16 protein-coding genes and 1 pseudogene are annotated in these 17,434 nt (G+C 71.0%); 16 read left to right on the top strand and 1 reads right to left on the bottom strand.

The window, feature by feature from the left end; translation table 11 throughout:
• Nucleotides 1-267: 267 nt before the first annotated feature.
• The 5 genes and pseudogenes from TR49_RS31175 (at nucleotide 268) to TR49_RS31155 (ending at nucleotide 8,868) form a co-directional block, all read left to right on the top strand.
• The gene (locus TR49_RS31175; RefSeq protein WP_042387436.1) at nucleotides 268-2,055 is read left to right on the top strand and encodes a thiamine pyrophosphate-requiring protein; all 1,788 of its coding nucleotides are present in this window, start codon (nucleotides 268-270) and stop codon (nucleotides 2,053-2,055) included.
• A 3-nt stretch (nucleotides 2,056-2,058) separates the two neighbouring features.
• On the top strand, nucleotides 2,059-5,127 hold the full coding sequence (locus TR49_RS31170; RefSeq protein WP_042387435.1) for an FAD-binding and (Fe-S)-binding domain-containing protein: 3,069 nt from the start codon (nucleotides 2,059-2,061) through the stop codon (nucleotides 5,125-5,127).
• Entirely contained in the window at nucleotides 5,124-5,642 is a 519-nt protein-coding gene (locus TR49_RS31165) for a DUF1360 domain-containing protein (protein ID WP_042387433.1), read from the top strand. Before TR49_RS31170 ends, TR49_RS31165 begins: the two co-directional genes overlap by 4 nt.
• Complete coding sequence (locus tag TR49_RS31160; RefSeq protein ID WP_084725624.1) at nucleotides 5,639-6,766, top strand: enolase C-terminal domain-like protein; 1,128 nt, start codon at nucleotides 5,639-5,641, stop codon at nucleotides 6,764-6,766. The genes TR49_RS31165 and TR49_RS31160 overlap by 4 nt, the downstream gene beginning before the upstream one ends.
• Nucleotides 6,767-7,111: 345 nt before the next feature.
• Nucleotides 7,112-8,868, top strand: a pseudogene (locus TR49_RS31155) (glycoside hydrolase family 15 protein).
• A gap of 74 nt (nucleotides 8,869-8,942) precedes the next feature.
• Here the strand turns inward: TR49_RS31155 and TR49_RS31150 are convergent.
• Nucleotides 8,943-9,401 (bottom strand): SRPBCC family protein, encoded by a 459-nt coding sequence (locus TR49_RS31150; protein ID WP_042387432.1) that lies wholly within the window; start codon nucleotides 9,399-9,401, stop codon nucleotides 8,943-8,945.
• Nucleotides 9,402-9,547: 146 nt separating this feature from the next.
• Between TR49_RS31150 and TR49_RS31145 the strand changes: the two genes are divergently transcribed.
• From TR49_RS31145 to TR49_RS40475, 11 genes are all read left to right on the top strand, one after another.
• On the top strand, nucleotides 9,548-10,630 hold the full coding sequence (locus TR49_RS31145) for an SDR family oxidoreductase (protein ID WP_084725623.1): 1,083 nt from the start codon (nucleotides 9,548-9,550) through the stop codon (nucleotides 10,628-10,630).
• Between the two features lie 2 nt (nucleotides 10,631-10,632).
• Complete coding sequence (locus tag TR49_RS31140) at nucleotides 10,633-10,956, top strand: hypothetical protein (protein WP_042387431.1); 324 nt, start codon at nucleotides 10,633-10,635, stop codon at nucleotides 10,954-10,956.
• A 336-nt stretch (nucleotides 10,957-11,292) separates the two neighbouring features.
• Nucleotides 11,293-11,751, top strand: coding sequence for a hypothetical protein (locus TR49_RS44750; protein ID WP_174501624.1), 459 nt, complete (start codon nucleotides 11,293-11,295; stop codon nucleotides 11,749-11,751).
• Complete coding sequence (locus TR49_RS43170; protein ID WP_160311662.1) at nucleotides 11,748-12,038, top strand: monovalent cation/H+ antiporter complex subunit F; 291 nt, start codon at nucleotides 11,748-11,750, stop codon at nucleotides 12,036-12,038. Before TR49_RS44750 ends, TR49_RS43170 begins: the two co-directional genes overlap by 4 nt.
• Complete coding sequence (locus tag TR49_RS40480; protein ID WP_052434794.1) at nucleotides 12,035-12,343, top strand: cation:proton antiporter; 309 nt, start codon at nucleotides 12,035-12,037, stop codon at nucleotides 12,341-12,343. The genes TR49_RS43170 and TR49_RS40480 overlap by 4 nt, the downstream gene beginning before the upstream one ends.
• Nucleotides 12,343-12,642, top strand: a complete 300-nt coding sequence (locus TR49_RS31120; RefSeq protein WP_042387428.1) for a Na(+)/H(+) antiporter subunit B — start codon at nucleotides 12,343-12,345, stop codon at nucleotides 12,640-12,642. Before TR49_RS40480 ends, TR49_RS31120 begins: the two co-directional genes overlap by 1 nt.
• Nucleotides 12,639-13,409 (top strand): MnhB domain-containing protein, encoded by a 771-nt coding sequence (locus tag TR49_RS31115; protein WP_236653604.1) that lies wholly within the window; start codon nucleotides 12,639-12,641, stop codon nucleotides 13,407-13,409. Before TR49_RS31120 ends, TR49_RS31115 begins: the two co-directional genes overlap by 4 nt.
• A complete protein-coding gene (locus TR49_RS31110; RefSeq protein WP_042387427.1) occupies nucleotides 13,410-13,757 on the top strand; it encodes a sodium:proton antiporter in 348 nt (115 codons plus the stop codon).
• 6 nt (nucleotides 13,758-13,763) lie between these two features.
• Nucleotides 13,764-15,581, top strand: a complete 1,818-nt coding sequence (locus tag TR49_RS31105; RefSeq protein WP_042387426.1) for a complex I subunit 5 family protein — start codon at nucleotides 13,764-13,766, stop codon at nucleotides 15,579-15,581.
• A gap of 112 nt (nucleotides 15,582-15,693) precedes the next feature.
• A complete protein-coding gene (locus TR49_RS31100; RefSeq protein WP_236653603.1) occupies nucleotides 15,694-15,966 on the top strand; it encodes a DUF1801 domain-containing protein in 273 nt (90 codons plus the stop codon).
• Between the two features lie 610 nt (nucleotides 15,967-16,576).
• Entirely contained in the window at nucleotides 16,577-17,422 is an 846-nt protein-coding gene (locus TR49_RS40475; protein WP_152627539.1) for a terpene synthase family protein, read from the top strand.
• Nucleotides 17,423-17,434: the final 12 nt, after the last annotated feature.

Here is a 17,434-nt window from a genome sequence, read left to right as displayed (position 1 = left end):
CCAGAGCGGCGCCCCGCCCATCACGAAGCGCAGGGGCCGGACACACCGTGTCCCGCCGCTTCTCCGCGCCCACCTATCTGGCATCTGCACAGAGAGGCGCGCCAGTTCTCCCGGTGGCCTCCGGCCGGGCCTCTCGCCTCTCCCGGTGGAGCAACCATCCCCGCCTGCGTGCGCTCGGCTGTTTCGTCGCGGCGTGAGGGGTTAGCCGCGTGGCGAGGGCCCGTCAGTGCACCAGAGGTGCAGCACCGTGTTGCGGAGGAGTTCGTGATGAAGGTTTCCGACTACGTGCTTGAGCGGCTGCGCGAGTGGGAGGTGGAGTACGTCTTCGCCTATCCCGGGGACGGTATCAACGGGCTGCTTGCGGCGTGGGGGCGGGCGGATGACCGGCCGAGGTTCGTGCAAGCCAGGCACGAGGAGATGGCAGCCTTCGAGGCGGTCGGGTACGCGAAGTTCTCCGGCCGGACGGGGGTGTGCGCGGCCACGTCGGGCCCGGGCGCGATACACCTGCTCAACGGCCTGTACGACGCGAAGCTGGACCACGTGCCGGTGGTCGCGATCGTGGGACAGACCGACCGCAGCGCGATGGGCGGCTCCTACCAGCAGGAGGTCGACCTGCTGTCCCTCTACAAGGACGTGGCGTCGGAGTTCTGTGAGATGGTCACGGTCCCGGCTCAGTTGCCGAACGTGTTGGACCGCGCGATGCGGGTGGCCGCCACTCGGCGCACGGTCACCGCGGTGATCATCCCTGCGGACGTGCAGGAGCTCGACTACGAGGCGCCGGCGCACGCGTTCAAGCAGGTCCCGTCCAGCCTCGGTCTCCCGCGGTACGCGCCGATCCCGGTCGCGGAGGATCTGGAGCGGGCGGCGCAGGTGCTCAACGCCGGTGATCGGGTGGCGATGCTGGTGGGGCAGGGCGCGCGTTCCGCTCGGCCCGAGGTGGAGCAGGTCGCCGAGATACTGGGCGCAGGGGTGGCCAAGGCCCTGCTGGGCAAGGACGTGCTGCCGGACACCCTTCCGTATGTGACTGGGTCCATCGGTCTGCTCGGGACCCGTGCCTCGTACGAGATGATGCGGGACTGCGACACCCTGCTGGTGGTGGGTTCCAGCTTCCCCTACACCCAGTTCCTGCCCGACTTCGGGCAGGCCCGGGCGGTGCAGATTGACCTCGACCCGTCCATGGTGGGGCTGCGGTACCCGTTCGAGGTCAACCTCGTCGGTGACGCCGTGGAGACGCTGCGCAGGCTGGTGCCGCTGTTGGATCGCAAGACGGACCGCACATGGCAGAAGACGGTGGAGGACAACGCGGCGCGCTGGTGGGAGGTCATGCAGCGCCGCGCGGAGGTGTCCGCGGATCCGGTCAACCCGGAGTACGTGGTGCACACGCTGGACGCGCTGCTGCCCGAGGACGCGATCGTGGCGTCGGACTCCGGTTCGGCGGCCAATTGGTACGCGCGGCACCTGCGGTTCCGCGGCCGGGTGCGCGGGTCTCTGTCGGGAACGCTGGCGACGATGGGGCCGGGGGTGCCGTACGTGATCGGGGCGAAGTTCGCGCACCCGGACCGGCCGGCTATCGCGATCGTCGGGGACGGGGCGATGCAGATGAACGGCCTGGCGGAACTGGTCACTGTCGCGAGGTACTACCGGCAGTGGTCGGACCCGCGCCTGGTGGTGGCGGTGCTGAACAACCACGATCTCAACCAGGTCACCTGGGAGATGCGGGCCATGCAGGGCGCTCCGCAGTTCGAACCGTCGCAGGACCTGCCGGACCTGCGCTACGCCGACATCGCCCGGATGATGGGCCTGGACGGGGTGCGGGTGGAGAAGCCGCAGGATGTGGAGCCGGCCTGGCGTCAGGCTCTGACCGCGGACCGGCCGTTCGTGATCGACTTCCGCACCGACCCCGCGGTGCCGCCAATCCCGCCGCACGCCACCTGGGACCAGATCAAGGCCGCCGCGGCTTCGGTCCTGCGCGGCGACAGCGACCGGGCGTCGGTGGTTCAGCAAGGCGTGAAGGCGAAGATCCAGGAGTTCCTGCCCGGCAGTGGACGGAAGTAGCCGATGCCCACGCAAAATGGCGTGAACCTTGCCGGGCTTGAGCACACCCTGCGCGAGGAGGTCGACGGCGAGGTCCGGTTCGACGCGGGCAGCCGCGGTGCCTACGCGACGGATGGATCCAACTACCGGCAGGTCCCCCTCGGTGTGGTGGTACCGCGCACGGTGGAGGCCGGAGCTCGGGCGGTGGCGGTGTGCTCGCGGTTCGCCGCGCCGGTGCTGTCGCGTGGTGGCGGCACGAGCCTGGGCGGCCAGTGCACGAACGATGCGGTGGTCCTCGACTGGACCAAGTACTGCGACCACCTCGTGTCGGTGGACCCGGAGGCGCGGACCTGCGTGGTCGAGCCGGGCATCGTCCTGGACGAGCTCAACCGCCAACTCGCTGTCCATGGCCTGATGTTCGGGCCTCAGCCGTCCACGCACAGCCACTGCGCGCTGGGTGGGATGATCGGCAACAACAGCTGCGGCGCTTCTGCTCAAGCCTATGGCAAGACCTGCGACAACATCCGCCGTTTGGAGGTCCTCACCTACGAGGGCACCCGGTTCTGGGCCGGTGCCACGAGCGACGACGAGCACACGCGGATCGTGGCCGAGGGCGGCCCCAGGGCTCGCATGTACCAGGGCCTCAAGGAGATCGTCGGCCGGAACCTGGCCGACATCCGGCGCGGCTACCCGAAGATCCCGCGGCGGGTGTCCGGCTACAACCTGGACTGGCTTCTCCCGGAGAACGGCTTCCACCTCGCCCGAGCTCTGGTGGGCAGCGAGGGCACGCTGGTGACCGTGCTTCAGGCAGAGCTGGACCTGGTCCCCGTGCCTGCGGCCCAGGCTCTGCTGGTCCTGGGATTCGACGACATCTACGCCGCCGCCGACACCGTGCCCACCCTACTCAAGCACGCCCGTCCCGCCCAGTTGGAGGCCCTGGACGGGCGCATGGCCCAGCTGATGCGTGAGGAGCACGCCTTCCTGGACTCCCTCGAACAGCTGCCCAAGGGCGACGCCTGGCTGCTGGTCCAGTTCACCGGTGACTCGAAGGAGCAGGCCGACCAGCAGGCCCGCGACCTGCTGCAGTCCCTCGGCCTCTCCGAGGAAGACCCGTCGGTGGCGTTCTCCGACGACCCCGAACGGGAGCAGGAGATGCTCAAGGCCCGGGAAGCCGGGTTGGGCGTGACGGCCCGTCCGCCCGACGGGCGTGAGACGTGGGAGGGCTGGGAGGACTCGGCCGTGGCGCCGGAGAAGCTGGGCGCCTACCTGCGCGATCTGGAGAAGCTGTTCCAACGCTACGGCTACCAGCAGGCGTCCCTTTACGGACACTTCGGGCAGGGCTGCGTCCACACCCGGATCCCGTTCGAGCTGCGCGACGGCAAGGGAATCGAAGCGTTCCGCGCGTTCCTGTTCGACGCCGCCGACCTGGTCTCCTCCTACGGCGGATCGCTGTCCGGGGAACACGGCGACGGGCAGGCCCGCGGGGAACTGCTGCCGCACATGTTCGGGCAGCCCCTCATCGACGCCATGGGCGAGGTGAAGGCCCTGTTCGACCCCGGAGACCGGATGAACCCCGGCAAGGTCGTCCACCCGCACCGCGTGGACCAGAACCTGCGACTGGGCGAGAACTGGCGCCCGGAACCCCAGCCGACGCACTTCGCCTACCCGGACGACGACCACGACTTCACCCGCGCGGTCATGCGCTGCGTCGGAGTCGGGAACTGCCGCACCCACGAGGGCGGGGTGATGTGCCCCTCCTACCGTGCCACCGGTGAGGAGGAGCACTCGACCCGCGGCCGGGCCCGGCTGCTGTTCGAAATGCTCGGCGGCCACGCCGACACCCCGATCCGCGACGGCTGGCGTTCCACCGAGGTCCGCGACGCCCTGGACCTGTGCCTGGCCTGCAAGGGCTGCAAGTCCGACTGCCCGGTCGGGGTGGACATGGCCACCTACAAAGCCGAGTTCCTCGCCCACCACTATCAGGGCCGCATCCGCCCGCGCACCCACTACGCCATGGGCTGGCTGCCCCTGTGGGCTCGTCTCACCCAGATCGCCCCGGGGATCGCGAACGCCGCCCTTCACGCGCCCCTCCTCGCAGGTCTCGGCAAGCGGCTCGCCTGCGTCGCGCCCGACAGGGATGCCCCGCTCTTCGCGGCCAAGACGTTCCAGGAGTCGTGGCAGGCGATCACCCGGAACACGCCCGAGCCCGCTGACCCGCGCACGGTCGTGCTGTGGCCGGACACCTTCACCAACCATTTCCACCCGCACATCGGACAAGCCGCCGCCCGTGTTCTGGAGAACGCGGGCTTCCACGTGGCCGTCCCTGACGCCTCGGTCTGCTGCGGCCTCACCTGGATCTCCACTGGTCAACTAGACACCGCGACACGCATTCTGCGACGCACGACCGCGGCCTTGCGCCCGTGGTTGGAGGCCGGGACCCCGATCGTGGTCCTGGAGCCGTCCTGCGCCGCCGTGTTCCGCTCCGACGCGCCGGAGTTGATGCCAGGGGACCAGGACATCGCCCGACTCGCCGCACAGACCCGCACCTTCGCCGAGCAGCTCGTCAACCACTCTCCCGAAGGCTGGCAGCCACCGCGACTGTCCCGGGCCGCCACCGTCCAGACCCACTGCCACCAGCACGCCGTCCTCGGAGCCGATCCGGACCGCGAACTGATGCGACGAGCAGGAATCGACGCGGACGTCCTGGACGCCGGCTGCTGCGGCCTGGCCGGCAACTTCGGCTTCGAACAAGGCCACCATGACCTCTCGCTGAGAATCGCCGAGCAGGGCGTCCTGCCCGCCGTCCGCGACACCGCTCCCAGCGCCTTCGTCCTGGCCGACGGCTTCTCCTGCCGCACCCAGATCGACCAGGGCGCAACCGGCCGCAGCGCCCTGCACCTGGCCGAGGCCCTCGCCATGGCCCTCGACGGGCCGCCACCGAGCGACCACCCCGAGAAGGCCGCCCCACGTCCTGAACCCCGCCCTATGGCAGGCCGGCTGCTGACAGCGGGCGTCGCCGCGGCCACCGCCTCGGCCGCAGCAGTAGGGCTGGCAGCCCAGCACCGTGCCCGCACCAGGAGGTCCACCCGATGACATCGGCCCTGCACGACCGCATCCACGACGAGGCCCGCGCCTACACGGGCAATGCGGACCGGCCGCTGGCCGCCTACAGCGGCCTCATGGCCCTCTACGCCACCTCCGTGGCCGGCATCAGCGTCGCCGCCCGGCTCACCCGCCGGACCCTTCCCTCTCCCAGCCCGTGGGACCTGATGCTGAACACGCTGGCCACCCACCAGCTCTCCCGCCTGATCGCCAAAGATCCAGTCACCAGCCCGCTGCGCGCGCCGTTCACCCGCTTCGAAGGCACCTCCGGACCCGCCGAGCTGGAAGAGGACGTCCGCGGCACCGGCGCCCGCAAGGCCGTCGGCGAGATGCTCACCTGCCCCTTCTGCATCGGGCTGTGGGCCGCGACCGCATGCACCGCGGGATCAGTGTTCGCCCCGCGCGCCACCCGACTCGCCACCGCCACACTCGCCACCCTCGCCGGGGCCGACTTCCTCCAGTTCGCGCGCGCGGCCGCCCAGCACGCCGCCGAGGAATCCTCATGAGCGCCGCCCAAACCGCCACCGCAGCCCACAGGTCGGCCGTCGATGAGCTGTACGTACAGGTCCTGCGCTTCCCCACCGACACCCCGGAGGCGGACGGCACGCTCGCCTGGGACGAAACGACCATGGTCCTCGTGCAGGCCGGCAGCGGCACCGCATCTGGCCTGGGCTGGACCTACGGCGACCCCGCCACGGCGAATGTGATCACCGATCTACTTCGTGACACGGTCGTCGGCCGTCCGGTCCATGATGTGCCGGCGGTGAACGAGGCGATGAGCCGCGCCGTGCGCAACGCCGGCCGTCCCGGCCTGATCACCGGCGCGATCTCCGCGGTCGACATCGCCCTGTGGGACCTCAAAGCGCGTCTTCTGCAGCTGCCCCTGGCCGATCTCCTCGGCCGTGCGCGCGGCGACGTCCCCGTGTACGGCAGCGGCGGCTTCACCACCTACGACGAGCAGCAGCTCGCCCGGCAGCTGGAAAGCTGGGCGGAGCAGGGCATGAACCGCTTCAAGATCAAAATCGGTGAGGACTGGGGAGGGGCGGAGCACCGTGACCTGGACCGCACCGAACAGGCCCGCAAGCTCGTCGGCGACGACGCCGAACTGTATGTGGACGCCAACGGTGCATACACCCGCAAGCAGGCCGTCCGCATCGGACGGACCCTCGCCGGGCTTGGTGTGAGCTGGTTCGAGGAACCCGTCTCATCCGACGACCTCACCGGCCTGGCCCAGGTGCGCGACGCCATCACCGCCGACGTCACGGCCGGAGAATACGGATACGACCTCCCCTACTTCGCCCGCATGGTCCCGGCGGTGGACTGCCTGCAGGCGGACGCGACCCGATGCGGCGGCATCACGGTCTGGCTGCGCGCCGCAGCCGTCGCCGAAGCCCACGGTCTCCAGTTGTCCGGCCACTGCGCCCCACACGTTCACGCGCACGCGGCCGTAGCGATCCCCAACCTGCGCCACCTGGAGTGGTTCCACGATCACGTCCGAATCGAGAATCTCCTGTTCGAGGGCGCCCTCGACCCCACAGGTGGCGCGCTGCATCCGGGCCAGGACGGGGAACCCGGGCTCGGCCTGACCGTCCGGCCCGACATAGCGGAGCGGTTCCGTGCGCACTCCTGAACTGCGGACGGCAACAAGTGGTCTGCCGCCGGCCCACGGCACACTGCACCTGCTGTGGCCTTGGCGCCAGGGACTGCGGCACAAAAGTGCGGGCTCAGTAGGGCAGCATGCGCCCCGACGGCGTCCGCAGGTCCAGCGGAGGCTGCGGGCGCTGCGGCGCAGGGCGCTTGACCACCTTGACCACCCTGATACCGGCCATCTCCCTCACCTCCCAGGTCACATGAAGCTCTGCCGGGCTTGTTCCCAGACCACCCGGCTTAAACCCTGCCCGGCAGGCCAGTTGAGCCACAGGACGGCCCCTTCCGGACACGGCCGCCTCCCCTACCTGTTCGTGGAGGTGACGCCATGAAAGCCACAGTCAGCGGCGCACCCGCCCCGCACGCCCTGCGGGACTACGCCTTGCTCGCGGACGGGGAACGCGGCGCCCTGGTCGGCCCCCGGGGTGAGATCGTATGGATGTGCGCGCCAGCGTGGGACAGCGACGCCGTCTTCGCGGCGCTGATCGGCGGCGACGGCTGGTACTCCGTCACTCCGGTCACGCCGTTCGTGTGGGGAGGCTACTACGAGCCCGGAGGTCTGATCTGGCGCAGCCGCTGGGTCACCACGACCGGGATCACCGAGTGCCGCGAGGCCCTGGCCTACCCCGGTGACCCGCACCACGCCGTGCTGCTGCGTCGGCTCATGGCGGTCGACGGCCATGCCCGTGTGGAGGTGGTGCTGCGCCTGGTCTCAGGCTTCGGCAGGCACCCCTTGCAGGACATGAAGCGCGACCAGCACGGCATCTGGACAGGCAGGTCTGGTGACCTGTACGTGCGTTGGAGTGGCGTGCCCGACGCGCAACCGGCCGAGGGAACGCTGCGCGCCGCGCTGGCACTGGATCCCGGAACGCACCACGACCTCGACCTGGAGATCTCCGACCGGCCCCTCCCCGAGCGGGAACCCACCGACATGCTGTGGCGGGCCACCGAAACACGCTGGGCCGCCGCCATCCCAGGCCTGGACCAGACGCTCGCTCCACGCGACGCCCGGCACGCCTGCGCAGTCCTGGCCGGCATGTCCGCGGCCGGCGGAGGCACCGTGGCCGCAGCCACCACCAGCCTGCCCGAGCGCGCCGAGCAGGGCCGCCACTACGACTACCGCTACGTGTGGATCCGCGACCAGGCCATCATCGGCCAAGCCGCCGCTGCCGCCGGGGCGCACACTCTGCTCGACAACTCGGTGCGGTTCGTGACCGCCCGCCTCCTCGACCACGGTCCCGCGCTCACACCCGCCTACACCGCCACCGGCAAGCCACTGCCCGACCAGCGCAGTCTCGACCTCCCCGGCTACCCGGGCGGCTTCGACGTGGTCGGCAACCAGGTCAACCACCAATTCCAGCTCGACGGGTTCGGCGAGGCCCTGCTGCTGCTCGCGGCGGCCGCCCGCCACGACCGGCTGGACACGGACGGCTGGAGAGCCGCGGTCACCGCCGTCGACGCGATCGCCGCCCGCCGCCACGAGCCGGACGCCGGAATCTGGGAACTGCACGCCGACCGCTGGACCCACAGCCGGCTCACCTGCGCCGCCGGACTGCGCGCACTGGCCACCGCCGCCCCTCGCGCGGACCGCGGTCGAGCCGCCGGCTGGGAGGCGCTGGCGGACCAGATCGTCGCCGAGACCGCATCCGACTGCCTCCACCCCACCGGCCGGTGGCAGCGCTCACCCACCCAGGCGGGCGTGGATGCGGCCCTGCTCCTGCCAGCCTGCGCGGCGCCCTGTCCGCCGACGACCCGCGCACCCTGGCCACGTTGCGTGCCGTGCATCAGGAGCTGGCGGTGGACCACTACGCCTACCGCTTCCGTCACGACCGACGCCCGCTCCAGGACGCGGAAGGCGCGTTCCTGCTCTGCGGGTTCCTCGTCGCAGCGGCCGAGCACCAGCAGGGCCACCACGTCCCGGCGGCACGCTGGTTCGAACGCAACCGCGCCGCATGCGGGCCCCCAAGACTGTTCGCCGAGGAGTTCGACGTCGCCCAGGGCCAGTTGCGCGGCAATCTGCCGCAGGCCTTCGTCCACGCGCTGCTGCTCGAGACAGCCACCCGCCTCGCCCGCCCGACCGCCTGACGAAGCCGCCCATCCCTGCGTGATGTCAGCGGTGAGGGTGCCGACCACATGGCCGGCACCCTCACATCCGGGGTTCAGGCTGGCGTGATTCGGCCCCGCCACGCCCCGCTTTCCATGCCGCGGTCCTCGACGAAGGACTTGAAGCGCCGCAGGTCACCCTTGACCCGCCGGTCGACCATCCCCATCACGTCCGCCGCCTTCTGCGCCACGCCTTCCGGCTCGAAGTCGATGGCCAGACGGACGGCGGTACGCCGGGCGTCCAGGGGCTCGAACGTGACGACCCCCATCTGCTGGACGTCCCCGCCGATGGTGCGCCAGGCGATCTTCTGATCGGGCATCTGGTCCACGATCTCGGTGTCGAACTCGCGGGTCGCCCCGCCGACGCGGGTCTTCCAGTGGTTGTGCCGGGCGTCGATCTGGGTGACCTCCTCCACACCCTCCATGAACCGGGGGAAGTCCTCGAACTGCGTCCACTGGTTGTAGGCGGTGTGCAGCGGCACCTCCACCTCAACGGATTCCTGCACCATGCTCATGCCGCGCCTCGATTCGCTCGACTTTGCGCTGACGCTGGCGCGTGTGCCCCCGAAGGCCGGGACCTAACACCCTCCGCATGCCGTGCCTTGTCGCACCCTGGGGCAGCGGTGCGTTTGCTGCGGTGGATCCGGGAAAGCCGCCCCTCATGGAATCTGTGGAGATCGCGCCTCGCACCATAGTCGTCACGGGGGCCAGTGGAGGGATCGGGCGGGCCTGCGCGATCGCATTCGGCCTGCGGGGCGACCGGCTCGCGCTGGTCGCCCGGGGCCGAGCTGGCCTGGACGCTGCCGTGCGGGAGGTGGAGACGGCCGGTGCATCCAAGGTGATCGCCATCGAGGCCGACGTCACCGACCCCGACGCGGTCGACGCGGCTGCCGCGCGAGCCGAGGCCGAGCTGGGCCCGATCGACGTGTGGGTCAACGACGCGTTCGCGTCCGTCTTCGCGCCCTTCACCGAGATCACGCCCGACGAGTTCCGGCGGGTCACCGAGGTCACCTATCTCGGCTACGTGTACTCCACCCAGGCAGCGCTGAGGCGGATGCTGCCGCGCAACCGAGGCGTGGTCGTGCAGGTCGGCTCCGCGATCGCCTACCGCGGCATCCCGCTGCAGACCGCATACAGCGGCGCCAAGCACGCCATCCAGGGCTTCAACGAGGCCCTGCGCTGTGAACTCCTGGCCAGCGGCACCCGGGTGCGGACCACGATGGTGCAGATGCCGGCTGTGAACACCCCGCAGTTCGACTGGGTCCGCTCCCGCCTGCCCGAGCGCGCCCAGCCGGTGCCGCCGATCTACCAGCCCGAGGTCGCCGCCCGTGCCGTGCTGTACGCCGCCGACCATCCTGGGCGGCGCGAGTACTGGGTCGGTGCCAGCACCGTGGCGACGCTCGTGGCCAATGCCATCGCCCCGGGCCTGCTGGACCGCTATCTGGCCCGCACCGGGTTCGCCTCCCAGCAGGACGGACACCGGCAGCCGGGAAGGGAAGCGGGCAATCTGTTCGAACCAGTGGACGGTTTCCGGGACTTCGGGTCCCACGGCCGCTTCGATGACCGCGCCCACGGCTTCAGCGCCCAGCAGGAGGCCGCACACGCGCTCGGCACCCTCGCGACGCGGGTACGCCAGGGCGCCGAACGGGTGATAGCCCGTGTGGCGGGCCCCTCCAGCGGGTCCACGTCACCGAGTGGGGGTACACGACGAGTCCCGCAGCCAACGGACACAGACAGGGAGTGAGCATGCCCCGTGGATCATCCCCCAAGCGGGAACAGCAGTACGAGCACATCAGGAATAGCGAGCTCGACCGCGGCGCGAGCGAGAAGGGCGCCGAGGAGATCGCGGCCCGCACCGTCAACAAGGAACGCGCCCGGCACGGGGAGTCGAAGACCGCCAGCCGCACCTCGATCGAGGACATCTCCTCCTCGCGGCGCGGCGGGCTGCGCTCCCACAGCGGAGCCCAGGGGCGCACCAAGGAGCAGCTGTACAACGAGGCCCGGCAGCGCAACATCCACGGCCGCTCGAAGATGAACAAGAAGCAGCTCGAAGAGGCCTTGGGCCGATAGGAGCCAGCGATGGGCACCGTCCCTGTACCGCCCGACCCCGATATCACCCCTGTGCCGCCGCCTGATCCCCCGTCACCGCCCGGCCCGCCGGATCCGGTGAAGCCGCCGGTGACACCGGATCCGCCGGAGCCGCCTGGCCGGCCGGTTCCGCCGCCGGAGCCCCGGGGCCCGGGCGAGCCCGCCCCCGGCCCCGAGCCCGGTCCGGCCCCTGAACCGCCCCGGCCCAGCGAGGCGCACCCGCAGGAGCCACCCGACTGAACCCTCGACGACGGCGCGGCCTGTCGGCCAAGGCGAGGTAGGGCAATGGTCGAGTGTGGTGGGGTTGGGAGGCTTGGGTTGCGTGCGGTGGTCGAGTTCGTGGTGTGGTGGGCGGTGCTGGCCGGGCTGACGGTGGTGTTCATCAGTTCCGTCACGCCGGTCGAGCTGCTGGTCGCGGGTGTGGCGGCCGTGGGCGGGGCCCTGGCGGCGGTACGGATGCGCCGCATCGCCGGAGTTCGCCTCACAGGTGTCCGCGGTGCGGTCGCGGCAGTGCTCGCACTGCCACGCGCGGTCCTGCGCGGCCTGGCCGTACTCGTCGCCGCGCTGGCGAATCCGGCGGATGCGGCTGTGCGCCGTATCAGGTTGCGGCCGGGCGCGGACGCCGGCTGGGCCGGTGTGCTGCTCGGGGCCTCCCCGGACACCTGCGTGGTCGACGTGCCGTGCCCGGACGAGGTGGTCGTGCACACTCTGCGTCCAGGCAAGGGCCCAGTCGAACGCGCCCTCGCGGAAGACCGCGATCCGGGAGGGACTCGGTGAACGCCTGGGCCGCGGCCGCCCTAGTCCTGCTGGCCGTTTCGGTTCCCGCGTGTCTGTGGGTGGTGGCGCGTGGAACGGCGGTGCGCCGTCTAACCGGGGCGTCGCTGCTGTCGACGGTGATCGGCGCCGTGTTCCTGCTGCTGCCGCAGGCCTACGACCGGCCCTCTTACCAGGACCTCGCGTTGATGCTGGGCGTTCTCGCGCCCGCCGGCACGCTGGTCTTCACCCGCTTCGTGATCGGAGCGCGCCGCGACGTCCGCCCCGCTCGTGAAGGAGAACGACAGTGACTGCGCGTCACGATGTTGTCCTGTTCCTCTTGTGGGCGGGAGTGGCGTGCGTGCTGCTCTCCGCGGTGGCCGTGGTGCGGCTACGCGGGACGCTGATGCGGCTGCACGGCCTGGCTCCGGCGTCGGTGGCCGGAGTCCCCCTGATCGCTGCGGCCATCGCAGTCGACCAAGGGGCAGGCCGGTCCGCGGTCAAGACGCTGTTCATCGGGCTGCTCTTCGCCGTCGGAGGCACGGTCACCACGATCGCCATCGCACGTGCCTCCCGCCAGGCCGAAGGCGACGACCAACAAGAGGAGGGGACATAGTGGACCAGTGGCTGATCGGGATAGCTGTCGTCTTCGTCGTACTCGCCGCCACCCTCGCGGTGCTCACACGCGATCCGGCCCGGCAGGCGGTGGTCCTGTCCGCGCTCGGGCTTGGCCTTGCGGTGCTCTTCGCCGTGCTGCAGGCCCCCGACGTGGCGCTGTCCCAACTCGCCGTCGGCACCGCGCTGACCCCGCTCCTGATCCTCCTCAGCGTCCGCAAGGTGACCCGCCGTCCCGACGACGGGAGCAGCGACCTGTCCAGTAATCGCAACGAGGGCTCGGACCCGGAGAGGACGTGACGGCGCGCGCCCGGCTGCTCATGTTCCTGGCCGCCGCCGCGGTGATCGCGGTCTTCTTCGCTGTCGCGTGTGTCCGGCTCCCAGCTTTCGGGTCGGCCAGTCACCCCTACGGCGACCGCGCGGTGGCAGCAGCACTGGAGCACCGGACCGCGAACGTCATCTCCTCGGTCAACTTCGACACCCGGGCCTTCGACACCCTGGGCGAGGAGTCGATCCTGTTCGGGACCGTGCTCGGCGCGACGCTGTTGCTGCGCCGGGCCCGCGACGAACGCCACGTCCGCGCGCAGGCCGAGGATGTCATGACGACCACCCGCCTGTTTGGGGCGCTGCTGCTGCCCGTCGCCCTGATCGTGGGCGTCTACATCGTCGCGCACGGCCAGCTCAGTCCCGGCGGCGGCTTCCAGGGCGGCGTCGTTCTGGCGACCGCCCTGCACCTGGCCTATGTCGCCGCCGACTATCGCGTCCTCAAACGCCTGCGGCCGCTGGCCGTTCTGGACGTCGCGGACTCCATTGCCGCCGCTTCCTACAGCATCATCGGCCTGACCGGGCTGATCGTCGCTGGTGCGTTCCTGAAGAACATCGCGCCGCTGGGCACGTTCAACGAGATCACCTCCGGCGGCACCGTCCCGGTCCTCAACGCCGCGGTCGGCGTCGAGGTCGCCTCCGGCCTGATCGCGCTGCTCGCCCACTTCCTCGACCAGGCCGTCGAAATCGGTGACCCCGAGCAACGAGACACGCCTGACGCCAATGCCCAGGGAGGCACCTGAATGGGCATCGGGCCTTACCTCGCCGCCGGATGGGTCCTGCTCATCGCCCTGTACGGGCTGGTCACCAGCCGCAACCTCATCCACGCCATCGGCTGCCTCGCCGTCGCCCAGTCCTCCACCTACCTCCTCCTCCTGGCGGTCGGCTACCGCAGCAACGGCACCGCCCCCGTCTTCTCGGACCTCACCCCCGGAACCCGGCCCGTGGTCGACCCCGTCGTCCAGGCCCTGGCCCTGACCGATGTCGTCGTCGGCGCCACCGTCACTGCACTGCTGCTCGCCCTGACCATCCAGCTGCGCAAACGCCACCACACCGTCGACCCGCAGGCCCTGACCGGCCTGAAGGGTTGACGGACCGTGACCGCAGCCCATCTGCTGCCGCTGGCCGTCGCGATCCCGCTGCTCGGCGCCACGCTGCTGGCCGTCGTGGGCCGCTGGCTGCCACGGACCGGCTGCGACATCGTCGCGACGACCGCCGCCACCGCCGAACTGGTCTGCCTGGCCCTGGTGTGGACCCGCAGCGGCGACACCGGCGTCTCCGCTCTCGGCGGCTGGCCCGCCAGCGTGGGCATCGTGCTGGCCGCCGACCCGATCGGGGCCGGGCTGGCGGTTCTGGTCGGAGTGCTGGTCCTCGCCGTGATCGTGTACTCCTGGCGGTACTTCGAGGAACCGCGGGGCGAGCACGCCGGCGTCTTCCCTGCCCTGATCCTGCTCTTCGAGGCCGGCATGGCCGGGTTCGCCCTCACCGGCGACCTGTTCAACGCCTTCGTGTTCTTCGAACTCATGGGCGCCGCCGCCTACGCGCTCACCGGCTACCACATCGAGGACCCCCGACCGCTCCAGGGAGCGCTGACCTTCGGCATCGTCACCTCCTTCTCCGCCTACTGCTCCCTGCTCGGCATCGGCCTGCTGTACGCGCGCACGGGCGAGCTGAACCTCGCCCGCCTCGGCCAGCACCTGGCCTCCCACCCCACAGACGTACTCACCGTTGTCGCGTTCGTGCTGATCTGCACCGCGCTGCTCGTCAAGGCGGCCGTCGTGCCTTTCCACTTCTGGCTGCCCGACGCCCACGCGGTCGCGCCGACTCCGGTCTGCATGCTGATGTCGGGCGTCATGGTTGAACTCGGCGTCTACGGCGTCGCCCGCGTCTACTGGACCGTGTTCGCAGGGCCGGGCGGTATCCCGCATACGGCGTTCCGGACCACCTTCGCGGCGCTCGGAGTGCTCACCGCCCTGGTCGGCGCGCTCATGTGCTGGCAGCAACGGCACCTCAAACGCCTGCTCGCCTTCTCCACCGTCAGCCATATCGGCCTCTTCCTGACCGCCGTCGCGCTGCTCACCCCGGCCGGCGTCGCGGGCGCCGCCGTTTACGTCGCTGCGCACGGCTGCGTCAAAGCCGCGCTCTTCGCGCTGACCGGCGTGCTGCTGGACCGCTACGGCTCCGTCGACGAGCACGGTCTGCACGGCAGGGCCCGGGGGCTGCGCGCCGTGGGCGTGCTGTTCGTCGTCGGCGCGCTGGCCTTGGTCGGCCTGCCGCCGTTCGGCACCGGGCTGGGCAAGGCCCTCAGCGAGGACGCGGCCTCACGCTGGCAACCGTGGCTGCCGGTCGTGTTCGTGGTGGCCTCGGCCGTCACCGGGGGAGCCGTCCTTCGTGCAGGCCTGCGGATCTTCTGGGGCGCTGGCCCCGTGCCCGCCGATGCGCCGGACTCGGAGGAGACCACGGGTGAGGGCGAGGAGCCCGAGATCCGGTCCCCCGAGCGGACCCTGCCCGCGACGTTGACCCTCGTCCCGGCGCTTCTCCTGGTTCTCGCTGCCGTGGCCGGTTGCTTGCCGGGCTTCGCCGCCGCGCTCGCGCACGGCGCCGCGGTGTTCACCGACCCTGCCCACTACACAGCTACGGTCACCACCGGGCACGCCGGTCCCTTGGCCGTGCCCGCGCCGGCCACGGGATGGACGGTGGCCGGTGTTCTGCTGGGCCTGCTGTCCACGGGGCTGGCCGTCGCCCTGGCGGCGGCCGCCGTCCACGCGCGCGGCCCTCGTCTGCGCCGCTCCCACCCGGCCGCCCGCACCGTCCGCGCGCTGCGCCGCTTGCACTCCGGACACCTGGGCGACTACCTGGCGTGGCTCGCCGTGGGTGTCGCGGCCCTGTGCGCGGCACTCGCCGTGCAACTGTGACCGCCACAATCTTCAGCTGGCCACGCAGCAGGACGGCCAGAATGGTGGGTATGGACGCTGTGCAGGAGTACATCGACGCCATCGCGCCTGATCACCGCCCCTCTTCGACCGGGTGAGCGGGCTGATCCTGGAGAGCTTCCCGGGGGCGAGCCCAGTGCTGTCCTATGGCATGCCGACCTACCGGGTCGGAAAGCGCAAGCTGCATGTCGGGGCCTGGCAGCACGGCATCTCGCTCTACGGGTGGGGCACGGACCGCGATGGCGGCTTCACCAGACGGCATCCCGAGCTCGTCACCGGGAAGGCAACCATTCGCCTGCGCTCGACGGACGTGGGCGTCACCGACGCCGAACTGCGCGAACTCATCCGGGCCGCGCTGAGGGCGTGAGCCATATCCGTCCCCACGTGCGGACGCCGGTTCACCGGCGCCGACGGCATCCACAGGTTCGCCAGGACAGACTGGAGGCAGGGCCGGCCCGGCGCCGCGATCATGCGGGGATTCTTGCCCTGGCGGCGTGATGGGACTGCCAACAGCAGCCGGGCTTTGATGATGTGCCAGGATGTCCGCCACTTCGAGCCGGCCGCCCCGCTTGAGCGCAGCGGTCTGCCACGGCGCCGCACCCCGTCAGCGTACCTTCGCCTCCTCTGCCGGCGCCCACACCGGAGAGAAGCAGACGGCGCCAGCGCAGGGTGACCTGGCCAAACCGCCTTGTGAAACCGGTCGGGAACACCGCGTGCGCCCCAAGCCGCTCCGCCCGTGCAGTGGCCTACGCTCGTGCCATGCACCCGGCCGCTCTCACCACCGTCCAACTCGACGAACCGGCGGCACGGTCGCAAGGACGCCAGTGGTGACGGGCCATCAAGGTACCGCCGCAGACTCAAACAGCGACCCCACCGACCCGGCAGAGACGCGACGGCAGGTGGGCGGCCCTGCGGTTCTGGAGTCGCTGCAGGCTCGGATCCCGCTCCTGTCCGGGCCCTCGCCCGTGCATGACGACGTGGCGGAGATCGAATCGGCGGTGGGCTCCTGGGCGGCGGACGCCGGCTTGGACGGCACTTCGACCTTCGGCACGCTCGCCTCCTACTGCCTCCCCGACGCTGCTCCCACCGCTGCGGTCCTGTTCGGCCAGTGGGCCGCATGGTCCGCCACCCTGCACCCCGACCGGCAGGCTCTGGCCGCCGACGGCCGGAGCCTGCCGGAACTGTTCGAGGCGTGGCTGGCGGCCTGCTCGGCCGGTGCCGCCTCACGCGACCGGGATCCAGGCCACGCCGCGGGTGGGCTGTGGCAGCGCACCAGGCCGCTCCCCGACGGCATGTGGGCGCGCCGGTTCCGTTACCACCTGCGCCAGCACCAACGGGCACGTGCCCAGCAGGCGCACTACGCGGCGCTGAGGCGGATCCCCGCGCCGGACCGGTACCCGGCGCTGCGGCGTGCGGTGAACTGCCCATGGCTGTTCGACCTGCCCGAGGTTCTCCTGGGCGTGCCGGTGCCGGCGGATGTGTACCGGTCCAATGCCTGGCGGGCCCTGGTCCACGGGGTCAACGACGTCACGGCCTGGTGCCAGGACATCGCCGCGGCCGAGGCCGGTTCTGGTGTCACCTGGGTCGTGAACCACGTGATGGCGGTCGCGCAGCAGGCGAGGTTGCCTCTCGACGCGGCGGCCGAGCGGGTGGTTCGCCGTATCGAGGTCCGTTGCGGACAGATGGAGCGGGAGGCCGAGCGGCTGCCCGAGGTGTTCTCGGTCCAGTCCCTCGCCTCGTCCGAAAGGGACGGCCTCGTACGGCTGGCCCAGGTGCTGCTGGGGTATCCGCGCGCCTATCTGGAGTGGACGACGGTGGTGTGAAGGGTTGCGTGG

It is taken from the genome of Streptacidiphilus melanogenes (genome assembly GCF_000787835.1).
GTDB lineage: Bacteria > Actinomycetota > Actinomycetes > Streptomycetales > Streptomycetaceae > Streptacidiphilus > Streptacidiphilus melanogenes.
The sequence above is the reverse complement of the archived record's forward strand: the minus strand, read 5'-3'. Positions and strand labels throughout refer to the sequence as shown.

Bases quoted from the DNA above. Each gene is read 5' to 3' on its own strand.
- TR49_RS31165 (WP_042387433.1), top strand. From the start codon at position 5,124: ATGACATCGGCCCTGCACGACCGCATCCACGACGAGGCCCGCGCCTAC.
- TR49_RS31175 (WP_042387436.1), top strand. From the start codon at position 268: ATGAAGGTTTCCGACTACGTGCTTGAGCGGCTGCGCGAGTGGGAGGTG.
- TR49_RS31170 (WP_042387435.1), top strand. From the start codon at position 2,059: ATGCCCACGCAAAATGGCGTGAACCTTGCCGGGCTTGAGCACACCCTG.
- TR49_RS31110 (WP_042387427.1), top strand. From the start codon at position 13,410: ATGGGCATCGGGCCTTACCTCGCCGCCGGATGGGTCCTGCTCATCGCC.
- TR49_RS31160 (WP_084725624.1), top strand. From the start codon at position 5,639: ATGAGCGCCGCCCAAACCGCCACCGCAGCCCACAGGTCGGCCGTCGAT.
- TR49_RS31145 (WP_084725623.1), top strand. From the start codon at position 9,548: ATGGAATCTGTGGAGATCGCGCCTCGCACCATAGTCGTCACGGGGGCC.
- TR49_RS31150 (WP_042387432.1), bottom strand. From the start codon at position 9,401: ATGAGCATGGTGCAGGAATCCGTTGAGGTGGAGGTGCCGCTGCACACC.
- TR49_RS31140 (WP_042387431.1), top strand. From the start codon at position 10,633: ATGCCCCGTGGATCATCCCCCAAGCGGGAACAGCAGTACGAGCACATC.